This is a genomic window from Herbaspirillum sp. GCM10030257 (assembly GCF_042666555.1).
Taxonomy (GTDB): Bacteria; Pseudomonadota; Gammaproteobacteria; order Burkholderiales; family Burkholderiaceae_D; genus Noviherbaspirillum.
The window spans coordinates 1-12348 of the sequence record NZ_JBHTDH010000032.1; the positions used below are offsets into that span (position 1 = coordinate 1).

13 protein-coding genes, 1 tRNA gene and 1 other RNA gene are annotated in these 12348 nt (G+C 56.4%); 8 read left to right on the forward strand and 7 right to left on the reverse strand.

Going from position 1 to position 12348, the window contains the following annotated elements; all coding sequences use genetic code 11:
* A partial coding sequence (locus ACFQUU_RS25495; RefSeq protein ID WP_382250933.1) for an ABC transporter substrate-binding protein occupies window positions 1–318 on the forward strand: 318 nt, incomplete at its 5' end.
* A gap of 349 nt (window positions 319–667) precedes the next feature.
* Here ACFQUU_RS25495 and ACFQUU_RS25500 read toward each other — a convergent pair.
* Complete coding sequence (locus ACFQUU_RS25500) at window positions 668–976, reverse strand: c-type cytochrome (protein WP_382250934.1); 309 nt, start codon at window positions 974–976, stop codon at window positions 668–670.
* A gap of 153 nt (window positions 977–1129) precedes the next feature.
* On the opposite strand from ACFQUU_RS25500, the gene ACFQUU_RS25505 reads away from it, so the two are divergent.
* Window positions 1130–1348, forward strand: coding sequence for a TIGR04438 family Trp-rich protein (locus tag ACFQUU_RS25505; RefSeq protein WP_382250935.1), 219 nt, complete (start codon window positions 1130–1132; stop codon window positions 1346–1348).
* A gap of 247 nt (window positions 1349–1595) precedes the next feature.
* Here the strand turns inward: ACFQUU_RS25505 and ilvD are convergent, their stop codons facing one another.
* Window positions 1596–3470 carry a dihydroxy-acid dehydratase gene (ilvD, locus tag ACFQUU_RS25510; protein ID WP_382250970.1) on the reverse strand — a complete coding sequence of 625 codons (1875 nt, stop codon included), beginning with the start codon at window positions 3468–3470 and terminating at the stop codon, window positions 1596–1598.
* Between the two features lie 133 nt (window positions 3471–3603).
* On the opposite strand from ilvD, the gene ACFQUU_RS25515 reads away from it, so the two are divergent.
* The 4 genes from ACFQUU_RS25515 to ACFQUU_RS25530 are packed head-to-tail and all read left to right on the forward strand — an operon-like array spanning window position 3604 to window position 7603.
* Window positions 3604–4497, forward strand: a complete 894-nt coding sequence (locus ACFQUU_RS25515) for a LysR substrate-binding domain-containing protein (protein WP_382250936.1) — start codon at window positions 3604–3606, stop codon at window positions 4495–4497.
* A complete protein-coding gene (gene lgt / locus ACFQUU_RS25520; protein ID WP_382250937.1) occupies window positions 4498–5295 on the forward strand; it encodes a prolipoprotein diacylglyceryl transferase in 798 nt (265 codons plus the stop codon).
* Window positions 5296–5300: 5 nt separating this feature from the next.
* A complete protein-coding gene (locus ACFQUU_RS25525; RefSeq protein ID WP_382250938.1) occupies window positions 5301–6074 on the forward strand; it encodes an enoyl-CoA hydratase/isomerase family protein in 774 nt (257 codons plus the stop codon).
* A 5-nt stretch (window positions 6075–6079) separates the two neighbouring features.
* Window positions 6080–7603, forward strand: coding sequence for a malonyl-CoA synthase (locus ACFQUU_RS25530; RefSeq protein ID WP_382250940.1), 1524 nt, complete (start codon window positions 6080–6082; stop codon window positions 7601–7603).
* Between the two features lie 193 nt (window positions 7604–7796).
* On the opposite strand, the gene ACFQUU_RS25535 is transcribed toward ACFQUU_RS25530, so the two are convergent.
* The 5 genes from ACFQUU_RS25535 to ACFQUU_RS25555 all read right to left on the reverse strand — a co-directional run bounded on the left by ACFQUU_RS25535 (window position 7797) and on the right by ACFQUU_RS25555 (window position 10019).
* Window positions 7797–8600, reverse strand: a complete 804-nt coding sequence (locus ACFQUU_RS25535; RefSeq protein WP_382250941.1) for a sulfite exporter TauE/SafE family protein — start codon at window positions 8598–8600, stop codon at window positions 7797–7799.
* A 17-nt stretch (window positions 8601–8617) separates the two neighbouring features.
* Complete coding sequence (locus ACFQUU_RS25540) at window positions 8618–9076, reverse strand: EVE domain-containing protein (RefSeq protein WP_382250942.1); 459 nt, start codon at window positions 9074–9076, stop codon at window positions 8618–8620.
* Window positions 9077–9234: 158 nt separating this feature from the next.
* Window positions 9235–9415, reverse strand: a non-coding RNA gene (gene ssrS, locus ACFQUU_RS25545) — 6S RNA.
* A gap of 68 nt (window positions 9416–9483) precedes the next feature.
* Window positions 9484–9795 carry a cell division protein ZapA gene (locus ACFQUU_RS25550; protein ID WP_057289700.1) on the reverse strand — a complete coding sequence of 104 codons (312 nt, stop codon included), beginning with the start codon at window positions 9793–9795 and terminating at the stop codon, window positions 9484–9486.
* Window positions 9792–10019 carry a DUF904 domain-containing protein gene (locus ACFQUU_RS25555; protein WP_382250943.1) on the reverse strand — a complete coding sequence of 76 codons (228 nt, stop codon included), beginning with the start codon at window positions 10017–10019 and terminating at the stop codon, window positions 9792–9794. Before ACFQUU_RS25555 ends, ACFQUU_RS25550 begins: the two co-directional genes overlap by 4 nt.
* Window positions 10020–10154: 135 nt before the next feature.
* On the opposite strand from ACFQUU_RS25555, the gene ACFQUU_RS25560 reads away from it, so the two are divergent.
* Window positions 10155–10230: transfer RNA gene (locus ACFQUU_RS25560), tRNA-Ala, on the forward strand.
* A gap of 269 nt (window positions 10231–10499) precedes the next feature.
* Window positions 10500–12314 (forward strand): methyl-accepting chemotaxis protein, encoded by a 1815-nt coding sequence (locus tag ACFQUU_RS25565; protein WP_382250944.1) that lies wholly within the window; start codon window positions 10500–10502, stop codon window positions 12312–12314.
* Window positions 12315–12348: the final 34 nt, after the last annotated feature.

A 12348-nucleotide genomic window follows, 5' to 3' on the forward strand; every position in this document is an offset into this window, starting at 1 on the left:
TGCGCGGAAGCAGGCGGTGTGGAAGAAGCGCAGAAGAAGGGCATGGAAGACTTCCGTGCTGCCTTCAAGAAGAAGTTCAATGCCGACGTCCAGATCTACGCTCCGTACGTCTATGACTCCGTCATGGCGATGGTCGAAGCGATGAAGAAGGCAAACTCCGCGGATCCGGCGAAGTACCTGCCAGAACTGCAGAAGATCAACTACAAGGGCGTGACTGGCAATATCGTCTTCGACCCGAAGGGCGACATCAAGGATGGCACACTGACCCTGTACACCTACAAGGGTGGCAAGCGTGAGCAAATCGCTGTCGTGAAGTAATTCACTTCTGGCTGTGCAAAAGCCCCGGTTATTACCGGGGCTTTTTTTCGCCTGGCGTTGATGCTGGCACTCCCTGGATTTGGAGCTCTGATCCTCTATCGCTCGCGGCATGGCAGAACAAAGTTCTTACCAATCTGCGCAGTAAATGGACAAACCCTATTTTGAACAATGTTGGCGATCCAGACTCGGGCGGCGATTGTGCCTCTCAACGCTCGAGACCAGCACCGGAACAGCATTTGTAGGACCGGAAAACAAAAAGCGCTCGAAAGAGCGCTTTTTGTTTTGGTTTGTTTAGCTCCCTTGCTTTAGTATTCCAGCACTGCTGCACCGAGCAAAACAAGTTTTACAATTACTTCACCGACAGCACCCACTTCGTCAAGGTACGCGCTTCTGCCTCGCTAACCTGGGGATTTGCCGGCATCGGGACGGCACCCCAAACGCCTGCGCCACCTTTGATTATTTTCTGTACCAGCTTGTCTTCAGCGTCTTTCTGGCCAGCGTATTTAGCTGCCACATCCTTGAACGACGGACCAACAACCTTGTTTCCTACCGCATGGCAAGCCATGCAGTTTTTAGACTTCGCCAGATCGGCATTCGCCATCGCGGCGTTGGATACCAAGGCACCCGCAGCCAAACATACCAACAAAGAACGTTTCATCACTATCTCCAGTTGAAAAACCGCACCATTTTACAGTGTTCATCATTTATGTTGGGTAACACATGTCAAACCAACGCGACACCGCAAGCACAGGTTGACCATCGAGATTGACCGTTACAAACTTTCCTTCTATCCTGCAGGAAAGGAGCCGCCATGCCTATCATCATTGCCATCGTACTGTTGTCCATTCTTCGTTATTTTGAAGTCGGGCCGTTTGCTGAATTTTCCTGGTGGTGGATCGGGGGGCTGTTTCTGGTGGCGTTTATCTGGTTCGAATTTATCGAACGACTGCTTGGCCTGGACAAGCGCAAGGCAAACGATCAGCAGGAAAAAGCGCGAAAGGAGCGCGTCAGCAACGCATTCAAGAAATAAGTCTGTTCTGGACAAGTACCCATCATAAAAGCGCCTGTCAACATGACGGTGACAGGCGCACCGACGGCAACAATATGGGGCGCACGGCCAAGAGGCCTCGGTGCCCCCCGTCGAAAACAGCGCGCGACATTGACAGCCGCTCTAATTAATCAATAAACGACTACGGGGCGCCAAGGCGCCCCGTAGTCGTTTATTGATAACGCAAACACGCGGACCAATCCATCAATCGGCCCGACACCTCATGGAATCAGCGCTTGAGCTGTGAAATGTCACGCACTGCGCCACGGTCGGCGGAAGTGGCCAGTGCAGCGTAGGCCTGCAAGGCTTGCGAGACAACGCGATCCCGATTTTCGGGTTTCCATGCCTTCTCGCCCCTGGCATCCATCGCTGCCCGGCGCTGCGCCAGTTCCGCATCGCTGATCGCAAGGTTGATGCGGCGATTCGGAATATCGATCTCAATCAGGTCGCCATCGTTGACCAGTCCGATTGCGCCGCCCTCTGCTGCTTCCGGTGATGCGTGGCCAATGACAAGGCCCGACGAGCCGCCTGAGAACCGGCCATCGGTGAACAGCGCGCACTTCTTGCCCAAGCCCTTGGACTTGATATACGAAGTCGGGTAAAGCATTTCCTGCATGCCGGGGCCGCCTTTCGGACCTTCGTAGCGAATAATCACCACTTCGCCTTCCTTGACGATATCACCGAGGATGGCATCGACTGCCGCATCCTGGCTTTCGAACACGCGCGCCCTTCCGTTGAACTGGAGGATACTTTCATCCACACCGGCCGTCTTGACGATGCAGCCCTTCTCCGCGAGGTTGCCATACAAGACCGCCAAACCACCGTCCTTGGAATAAGCATGCTCCTTGTCCCGAATGCAACCGTGGGCCCGGTCGGTGTCGAGCTTGTCGAAGCGCTTGTCCTGGGAAAAGGCCACCTGGGTCGGCACGCCGCCTGGTGCGGCCAGATAAAGCTGCCGCACATCGGCACCGGTATTGAGCATGACGTCATTCTGGGCGATCGATTCTGCCATGGTCCTGGCGTGGACCGTCGATACACTGGTGTCGAGCAGGCCGGCGCGATCGAGTTCGCCGAGAATGCCGACGATACCACCGGCGCGATGGACATCTTCGATATGGTAGTCCTGCGTGGCGGGAGCGACCTTGCACAGGCAGGGAACCTTGCGTGAAATCCGGTCGATATCGGCCATCGTGAAGTCAACGCCGGCTTCCTGTGCCGCTGCCAGCAAGTGCAGCACGGTATTGGTGGAACCGCCCATCGATACGTCCAGCGCCATGGCATTTTCAAATGCGGTCTTGGTTGCGATATTGCGCGGCAGGACCGAAGCATCGTCCTGTTCGTAATAACGCTTCGCCAGTTCGACCACCAGTCGGCCGGCACGCAAGAACAATTGTTTGCGATCCGCGTGGGTCGCCACAATCGTGCCGTTACCCGGCAAGGACAAACCAAGGGCTTCGGTGAGGCAGTTCATCGAGTTGGCGGTAAACATACCGGAACACGAACCGCAGGTCGGGCAGGCGGAACGCTCAATATTGTCGACCTGGGCATCGGACACGTTCGGGTCGCCAGCCTGGATCATAGCGTCGATCAGGTCGACCTTGATGATCTTCTGGGTACCTTCCTGCTTGCCGTGAAGGGCTTCGATGACCTTGCCGGCTTCCATCGGACCGCCGGACACGAATACAACCGGAATATTGAGGCGCATCGCAGCCATCAGCATGCCAGGGGTAATCTTGTCGCAATTGGAAATGCAGACCATGGCGTCCGCGCAGTGCGCGTTGACCATGTATTCGACTGAGTCGGCGATCAGTTCGCGCGAAGGCAGCGAATACAGCATGCCGCCGTGTCCCATCGCGATACCATCGTCGACGGCGATGGTATTGAATTCCTTGGCGACGCCGCCGGCGGCCTCGATCTCCCGGGCTACCATCTGGCCTAGGTCTTTCAGGTGAACATGGCCCGGAACGAACTGGGTAAAGGAATTGACCACGGCGATGATGGGCTTGTCAAAATCGCCATCCTTCATGCCGGTAGCGCGCCAGAGGGCGCGCGCGCCGGCCATGTTGCGGCCGTGGGTGGTGGTGCGGGAACGGTATTGCGGCATGGTCGCCTCCAGGTAGCTCGTCATATGGCCGCTCCTGACGAAGCGGCGAAGACCGCTAGATTGCCTTGCCCCCAGCTAGGTGTCAAATATATGATTCATTCCTGATTAAGTCGAATTGCATATTAAAAACCCTATGAGCATCGAACTGAGGCAATTACGCTATTTCGTTGCCGTGGCTGAAGAGAATCACTTTGGAAGGGCGGCCGCGCGTCTGCACATGACCCAGCCGCCGTTGTCGCAGACCATACAGTCGCTCGAGGCCGAGTTGGGAACGCCGCTGTTTGAACGCACCAAGCGCAGCGTAGCCCTGACGGCGGCCGGTGCCGCCCTGCTGCCCGAGGCACGCCGTATCCTCCAGCAGGCAGCCAGCCTCCCGGATATCGCAAGGCGAGCGGCATCCGGAGAGTCGGGCTTGCTGTCGCTGTCCTTCGTATCGACCGCTGATTACAGTGTGCTTCCCCCGTTGCTGCGCGAGTTTCGTGAACGTTACCCACAAATTCAGATCGACCTGCGTGAAGCCACCAGCGACTTGCAGGTGGATGATCTGATGCATAGTCGCATCGACGCCGGCTTGCTGATTCCTCCCCTGCACGACAAGGCCAAAGCAGAACTTGCCTATGTCACCGTGATATCGGAACCGTTGATTCTCGCCCTCCCTCATGGTTTCAAAGACCTGCAGACCAAAGCGGCTGTCGCACTGGCGGAAGTCGCCGATATGCCATTGATCATCTTTCCGCGGCGCATCGCTCCGGCTTTCCATGATGCAATCGTTGGTTGCTTTCGTGATGCCGGATTGACGCCGCGCATCGGGCAGGAAGCTATCCAGATGCAGACTATCGTGGGCCTTGTGTCCGCCGGCATGGGCATTGCTCTTGTGCCACAATCCGTGTCGAACCTGAAACGGCCCGGTGTCGATTACAAACCCTTGTCTGACAAAACCGTATCCGTGGAAACCGGGCTGGCCTGGCGGCGCGACAATCCGTCACCAGCCCTGCGCACCTTCCTGGAAATATTAAGAAAGAGATAGATGCTGACACACCCGCTTCCTGACCCGATTGCCTTTTCAGTTGGACCGTTATCCGTGCACTGGTATGGCTTGATGTATCTGCTGGCATTTGTCCAATTCCTGGTCCTTGGCCGGATACGTGCCCGGCAACCGCATATGGCAGCGGCAGGCTGGAAGCCGGAGGACCTTGATGACATGTTGTTCTACGGTGTTCTGGGCGTCATACTGGGGGGACGCCTGGGAGAGGTGATCTTTTATCATCCGGCTTTTTATCTCACCAATCCGCTCGAAATCTTCGCCATCTGGAAGGGTGGGATGTCCTTCCACGGCGGCTTTATCGGCGTGCTGATCGCCATGGCGCTCTGGGCGCGGAGAAAGAGCCGCACCACGGTCGCTGTCTACGATTTCATCGCGCCCCTGGTCCCGCTGGGCTATGCGGCCGGGCGCATCGGGAATTTCATCAATGCCGAACTGCCGGGCCGCCCGGCGGACCCTTCCCTGCCCTGGGCAATGATCTGGCCCAACGTGGACAACATACCGCGTCACCCGTCGCCGATCTACCAGGCGCTGGTCGATGGGCTGCTGCTCTTCATCATTCTCTGGATCTATGCACGCAAACAACGTCCGCCGCTGGCAGTCGGCGCGGCTTTCGTCGGTCTGTATGGTCTTGCACGTTTTTTCACCGAATACTTCCGGACGCCAGACTATGAGGTCGGTTTCGCCGGCATCACGATTTCAGCCGGCCAGATGCTGTCCCTGCCGATGGTTGTTTTCGGGGTGGTGGCGCTGATCGTCACCTATCGCAGATATCCTACCTGACCGACATGGGACAAATACACGTTGACCGCCAGGGCGATATTGCCACTGTCACACTCTGCAATGAAGGCAAGCTGAACGCCCTTGACCTCGCCATGTGGAAGGCGCTGAAAGAAGCATTTGCGCCACTGTCCGCCGATGAGACGTTGCGTTGCGTGATTATCCATGGTGATAATCATCAGTTTGCCGCAGGCGCCGATGTCGAAGAATTCAAGCTGGTACGTAGCACGGTCGAACAAGGGCTCCACTACCACAACGATCTGATCGGGGGCGCGCTGGACGCCATTGCGGGATGCATGCATCCGACAATCGCGGCAATTGAAGGCGTTTGTGTCGGCGGTGGACTTGAAATTGCCAGCGCATGCGATTTGCGCATCGCCGCCCCCAACGCCAGGTTCGGCATACCAATCAACCGCCTCGGTTTCGCACTCGCACCAAACGAAATGCGACATCTGCTCGCTCTCGTCGGAAAAGCGGTTGCGTTGGATATCCTGCTCGAAGGACGTGTTTTCGACGCAGCGGAAGCAAAGGACAAAGGCCTGATAACGCGCATTGCCGACGATGCCCTCGCCGCTGCCCATGAGGCCGCACAACGCATCGCCAAAGGTGCCCCCCTGGCCGCGCGCATGAATAAAAAACTTGTGCATCGTCTCGCCGCGCAGGCCGCACCCCTGAGCGACGCAGAGTCGATGGAGGCCTTTTCCCTGCTTGAATCCCACGATTACCAGGAAGGCGTTGCAAGCTTTCTCGAAAAACGCAAACCTGTATTCAAAGGAAAATGACAATAATGAATGCAACCCCGAACGCAAACCTTTACGCACTGTTCCAGAGCCGTTTTCCGGAGGACATGACGGCGTGCTGCATTGAAACGCACGATGGCCTTTACTACAGCTGGAACGATATTGACCGCGCCAGCGCCAAGTTGGCCAACCTGCTTGCCGCTCTTGACCTCCCGATGGATGCGCGCATCGCCGTACAAGTCGAAAAATCCCCGGAAGCCCTGATCCTGTATCTGGCTACCCTACGCGCTGGTTATGTCTATCTGCCGCTCAATACCGCGTATCGGGCAGCTGAAATGGCTTACTTCATCGAGAATGCGGAACCGTCGGTTGTCGTGTGTTCACCTCAGAATTTTGGGTGGGTATCGCAAATTGCCTTTTCCAGCGGTACCAAGCATGTCTTTACCCTCGGCGATGATCGGACGGGTACGCTGTTGACGCGCGCTGCGCTGCAATCAAACAGTTTCGACACCGTGCATCGCGTCCCCGAAGACCTTGCCGCGATCCTGTATACGTCAGGTACAACAGGCCGCAGCAAGGGGGCCATGCTCACGCATGACAATCTCGCGTCCAATGCCCATGTGCTGCAGGAGTACTGGCATTGGCAAGCGGGCGATGTGCTCCTGCATGCCCTGCCTCTCTTTCACGTGCACGGCTTGTTCGTTGCATCGCATGGCGCGCTGCTCAACGGCAGCAAGATGATTTTTCTGCCGCGCTTCGACACTGCTGAAGTTTTACGATGCCTGCCCCGGGCGACCGTCTTCATGGGCGTGCCGACCTACTATGTGAGGTTAATCGCCGAGCCGGGTTTTGATCGGGAACTCTGCGCCAGGATGCGGCTATTCATTTCCGGATCGGCTCCCTTGCTGACCGACACATTCAAGACCTTTGCCGAACGGACCGGACATACCATCCTGGAACGCTACGGCATGAGCGAAACCACCATGCTGGTTTCCAATCCCTACGATGGGGAGCGCATCGGCGGCACGGTTGGCCTTCCGCTTCCCGGCGTTTCGGTACGCGTTGTAAAGGGCGACGGCACACCTTGCTCGGTGGATGAGATCGGTGACATCCAGGTAAAAGGGCCCAACGTCTTCAAGGGATACTGGCGCATGCCCGAAAAGACAGCGGAAGAATTTACGGCTGACGGCTACTTCAAGACGGGTGATGTAGGCAGATTCGACGCGCGTGGCTATCTGAGCATTGTCGGACGCAGCAAGGATCTGATCATCTCGGGGGGCTACAATGTCTATCCGAAGGAGATCGAATCCTTCATTGATGAGATGGAAGGTGTCGTCGAATCGGCGGTGATTGGCTTGCCGCATCCCGACTTTGGCGAGGCCGTTACCGCGGTGGTCGTGACCAAGACCGATACGGCGCTGGATGAAGCGCAGATCATTGGCTACCTGAAGTCACGCATTGCCAACTTCAAGGTACCCAAGCGCATCTTTTTCGTGCATGACCTTCCGCGCAATACGATGGGCAAAGTGCAAAAGAATGTCTTGCGGGATCAGTTCAAAGACCATCCATGACTATCGCCCAAGGCATTTGCCTGGCCTGAGCAGTTTAGAGCGGATTTCATATTGATGTACTGTCGCCTCGGGCCGCCTTGACGCGCCGGGCGGCGTTGCTTGTCGCTTGTGTGGCCCGCCACACGGCGCTCCGCGCGCCTTGCCCTGCACGCCAAATCGACCTGTTTCTCCGCACACAAATATGAAACCCGCTCTAGGCAAACGCCTTGTACAGCATATAAGCGGCGAGCGAGTACAGCAACACGGCAAAAATCTTTTTCAGCGATTTGACTGGAAGTTTGTGCGCGGTCCTCGCACCAAGCGGCGCCGTGGTGACGCTGGCAAGCGAGATCACCAGCAGTGCCGGCAAGTAGATAAAGCCCAGCGAGCCGCTCGGCAGGTTATCTTCCTGCAAGCCGAAGTAGACATTGGACAGGGTACCGGCGAGCGCAATCGGAAATCCCAGGGCGGCGCTGGTGGCGACTGCATTGTGGATCTTTACATTACACCAGGTCATGAACGGCACCGATACGAAACCGCCGCCGGCACCGACCAGTCCGGCGAGCACACCAATGCCTCCGCCTGCGGCAAACATACCGGTTGCACTGGGAAGGTCTCGCGCCGCTGCCGGCTTCTTATCAATCAGCATCTGCGTCGCGGAAAACGCCACAAATACTGCGAACGACAAGGCCAGTGTCGATGCATTCAAATGCGCGCCGATCCAGGGACCTACCCATGATCCGATGAGGATGCCAGGAGCCAGCAGTTTAACGATGTTCCACATCACTGCGCCGCGTGCATGATGCGCCCGCACTGAAGAGATCGATGTGAACATGATGGTGGCGAGCGAGGTCGCAATCGCCATATGGATCACATACTCCTGCGGGAAGTGCTTTGCCGTTAGGATCATCGTGATGAACGGCACCAGGAGCATGCCTCCGCCGATGCCGAGCAAGCCAGCCGCAAATCCAACCGCAGCGCCAAGCACGAGCAAGCCTGCGATAAGCGAAATGTCCATCCAGATCTTTCCGGTGATTATTTGATGTGCTGGATGATACACCGCCATTCGAATGGCGATACAGGCGTGATGGAAAGGCGATTGCCGCGCTTGAGGATCTGCATGTCACCGAGGTCCGGGAGGCTTCGCAATTCCGCCAATGGCATCAGGCGCGTCTTGTACGTTGCCTTGACATCGACCATGAGCCAGCGCGGATTTTCAGGCATTGACTTGGGATCGTAATACTTGCTGTTCGCATCGAACTGCGTAGGATCCGGATAGGCGGTACTGGCAACTTCAGCCAGACCGGCGATGCCGGGTTCAGCACAGCTTGAATGGTAGAACAGCACGCCATCGCCGACGCGCATTGCGTCGCGCATGAAATTGCGTGCCTGATAATTGCGTACGCCAACCCAGGGAACCACGCTACCCGGTGCAGCAAGCGCATCGTCAATGCTAACCTCGTCGGGTTCGGATTTCATCAGCCAGTACTGCATGTCGTACCTTGTTGCCCTAGTCGTTATCTGAGTGTTGTCTGTACGCGTGCATTGCAAATTGCAATGCCGCACGTCGCACGAAAATCAGGTCATTTGCCATGCAATGACAAATGTGACGCGCATAAAAAAGCGGCTGCAATGATGCAGCCGCTTTGAGAATTAGCCCCGCCTGTGCCGTCTTTGCCGGCATCCCGAACCTTACGGTTCAAGGTGGTCACAGTTAGTTCAATTTCGGGTTCATCGGACTAGCGACGCTCACGCCCATCGAACAAAATTCCGCAACCGATGCACATAAATGGTTCAAGGAATATATGGCAATCGCGAACACGGCAGGAGGTTTCATATTACCCCAATCGAGCCGCATGTCAAAGCCTTTGCCGAAGATTTTTGAGAGTGTTTCCAATGAACTAAAAGAGATTTTCCTGAGGCGCCAATGCAGTATCGAGCACGGTATGCATCACGGCAATTTTCTCTTTCACCTCCGCGAGCGCCATGCCGGCGAATGGCCCTTCACCGGATTTGGTGGCCAAAAGTTCCGCCGCGATGCCAAGCGCTGCCATCACTGCAATACGATCGGTTCCCTTGATCTTGCCTGCGTCACGAATCGCGCACATTTTCTGGTCCAGGTAATCTACCGCCTGCTGCAGAGCCTGTTCTTCGCCTTCCTTGCAAGCGAGCTTGTAGGCTTGACCCATGATGGTTACGTCAAGCTGGATCATGCCACCTCCTCATTCGATTCATTCGGTTCATCCGATGCAGGGATCTTGTCGAGCAAGGCGGACACACGTTGGTATGCTTCTTCGATGCGTCTGGCCAGATCCGCATTCTCTGCCGTCGCCGATGCCAGCGCGAGGCGCAGCTCAGCGTTCTCGCGACGCAGGGACTGAGCCAGTTCGGCCAACCGGGTGATTTTTTCGGAAAGTTGATGAAATTCGGCAATCATATTGCAACTATAGTGGCCTAAAGGAATTTCCGTCAATAGATTCAAATACTTGGGTCGTTTTTTTGAAGAGGCGTCTTAGCGATATGCGGCGTCGCGTCTTGTCGCTCCACGATGTGCGCCCTAAAATTCCGGCATGGGGCGGTAGCTCAGCTGGGAGAGCGTCGCGTTCGCAACGCGAAGGTCGGGAGTTCGATCCTCCTCCGCTCCACCATATATGTTGCCGGAATCCTTACTTGGCATAGGCCGCGAAGGCGCCGAACCTGCCGACAGCACTTCCGAACCACTCCCCCTACATGCCTCCTGTTTCCGCCACCAATACATGGTTTGTTCTCCATTGACGGGAGTCCGCCCTGCCCGTTCCTGCCGTCCATTCCACCTGGACTACATCAGTCGAAACAGTTCGCGTTACACTTGGCACACTTCCTGCGGCGTTGCACGCGCCGTTCGGCCGATGATGGCCCGGAGGACTACGGAGAACACATGTTGAGAGATTTGAGCATACAAAAAAAACTGTACGCCGGGTTCGGCGCAATTGTCATCCTGCTGCTGGCCTTGCTGATGACAATGTATAACAACTTCAACAAGCTCACCGAGGCCAATAGCTGGGACCGGCACACTCTCCAGCTTCTGTTAAAGAGCAATGGACTTGAAGCAAGTCTGCTCGATATTCAGGCTGGGTACCGGGGTTACCTTTTGACCGCCAATGAAAAATTTTTACAAGGCATTGGCGAAAAAGAAAGGGAGGTACAACTGTATCTTCAACAAGTTAAAGCCCTGTCGGCGGACAATCCCGTGCAGCACGAGCGCTTGAAGAAAATTGAACCCCTGATCAGTGACTGGATGGGCGGCGTCGTACGTCCAAACATTGCAAAGCGCCGCGACATGGCAAATACATCGAACTCGATCGATCAGGTGGCTCGCGACCCGGTCATTACCGCCGGGTTCAATCACATCGCGAGTGTGCACGATATCCTGGCGGATTTTAACGCAGAAGAGAACCGCCTCCTGACGGAACGTGCGGCGAATGCGGACGAGCAGCGGCGTAACTCGATGCTTTTGCTAGTGGTGGGAGGTCTTACTTCTGTGCTAGCCGCATTGTTGATCGCCGTCACACTTGCTCGATCTATCCTGCGTCCGCTGACCAACCTGACAAGTGCGGTGCAGGCGATAGCAAAAGGAAACCAATCCGCGCGCGCGGAGATTATCAGCATGGACGACCTCGGCAAAGTTACCGCCCAGTTCAACGTAATGGCCGACACGATCCAGGAAAACCAGGCGCGCGAACAGCAAGCCACCAACGAATTGCGCAGCAAGGTCGATTCGCTGCTGGAAGTTGTTTCCCGTGCTGCGCGCGGTGATCTGACCGGTCGCGTGACAGTGAGTGGCAACGATGCCATTGGACAGCTTGGCGACGGCTTGGCCCGGATGTTCGGTAATTTACGCGCCCTGCTCGACCGTGTGCAAAAGGCAGGCATACAGGTAGCGACTTCGACTACCGAGATCGCTGCATCGGCGCGCCAGCAGGAATCCACCGGCGTCGAACAGGCCCAGACCAGTATCGAAGTGCTAAGCACGACCAAGGAGATTTCCGCCAATACCGCTCAGTTGCTGAAAGCGATGGAAGAAGTGAACCAGGTCGCCGACGATACGACTATGGCTACCACGGATGCAGTAGGCAATTTGCGCCGCATGGACCTGACCATGCAGCGGATGGTCAATGCGACCGAATCCATCAATGGCAAGCTTGCCGCGCTGTCGGAAAAGGCCAGCAACATCAACGCCGTTCTGACGACCATTACCAAGGTCGCTGACCAGACCAACATCCTGTCGCTGAATGCCGCGATCGAAGCCGAAAAGGCGGGCGAAGCGGGACGTGGCTTTTCGGTGGTCGCCACCGAAATCCGCCGCCTTGCGGACCAGACTTCGGTAGCGACATGGGATATCGAGCAAATGCTCAAGGAAATGCAATCCGCGGTATCGGCGAGCGTCATGGGCATGGACAAATTTTCGGAAGAAATCCGGCGCAGCGTGGAAGAAACGCAGCAGGTCAGCGATACGCTCGGCAGCGTAATTGAACAAGTTCAGAAGCTTCCGCCCCGCTTCGACATGGTGCTCGAAGGTATGCAGTCCCAAGCCATCGGCGCCTCTCAGATTACCGAAACCATGACGCAACTGAACGAGGCAACCCAACAGGCAGTCGATGCGCTCAAGGCAACGAGTGAAGCAGTGCAGCAATTGCAATATGCGGCACAGGATCTGCAGGCGGGCGTGTCAAGCTTTGCGGTCAGCGCGTAACAGGCATAACGCGAAGTACCGCAATAAATCACAT

Excerpts from the sequence above, each read along its gene's own strand:
- lgt (WP_382250937.1), top strand. The coding sequence starts at position 4,498 with ATGCTGACACACCCGCTTCCTGACCCGATTGCCTTTTCAGTTGGACCG.
- ilvD (WP_382250970.1), bottom strand. The coding sequence starts at position 3,470 with ATGCCGCAATACCGTTCCCGCACCACCACCCACGGCCGCAACATGGCC.
- ACFQUU_RS25565 (WP_382250944.1), top strand. The coding sequence starts at position 10,500 with ATGTTGAGAGATTTGAGCATACAAAAAAAACTGTACGCCGGGTTCGGC.
- ACFQUU_RS25535 (WP_382250941.1), bottom strand. The coding sequence starts at position 8,600 with ATGGACATTTCGCTTATCGCAGGCTTGCTCGTGCTTGGCGCTGCGGTT.
- ACFQUU_RS25515 (WP_382250936.1), top strand. The coding sequence starts at position 3,604 with ATGAGCATCGAACTGAGGCAATTACGCTATTTCGTTGCCGTGGCTGAA.
- ACFQUU_RS25500 (WP_382250934.1), bottom strand. The coding sequence starts at position 976 with ATGAAACGTTCTTTGTTGGTATGTTTGGCTGCGGGTGCCTTGGTATCC.
- ACFQUU_RS25540 (WP_382250942.1), bottom strand. The coding sequence starts at position 9,076 with ATGCAGTACTGGCTGATGAAATCCGAACCCGACGAGGTTAGCATTGAC.
- ACFQUU_RS25555 (WP_382250943.1), bottom strand. The coding sequence starts at position 10,019 with ATGATTGCCGAATTTCATCAACTTTCCGAAAAAATCACCCGGTTGGCC.
- ACFQUU_RS25530 (WP_382250940.1), top strand. The coding sequence starts at position 6,080 with ATGAATGCAACCCCGAACGCAAACCTTTACGCACTGTTCCAGAGCCGT.
- ACFQUU_RS25550 (WP_057289700.1), bottom strand. The coding sequence starts at position 9,795 with ATGATCCAGCTTGACGTAACCATCATGGGTCAAGCCTACAAGCTCGCT.
- ACFQUU_RS25505 (WP_382250935.1), top strand. The coding sequence starts at position 1,130 with ATGCCTATCATCATTGCCATCGTACTGTTGTCCATTCTTCGTTATTTT.
- ACFQUU_RS25525 (WP_382250938.1), top strand. The coding sequence starts at position 5,301 with ATGGGACAAATACACGTTGACCGCCAGGGCGATATTGCCACTGTCACA.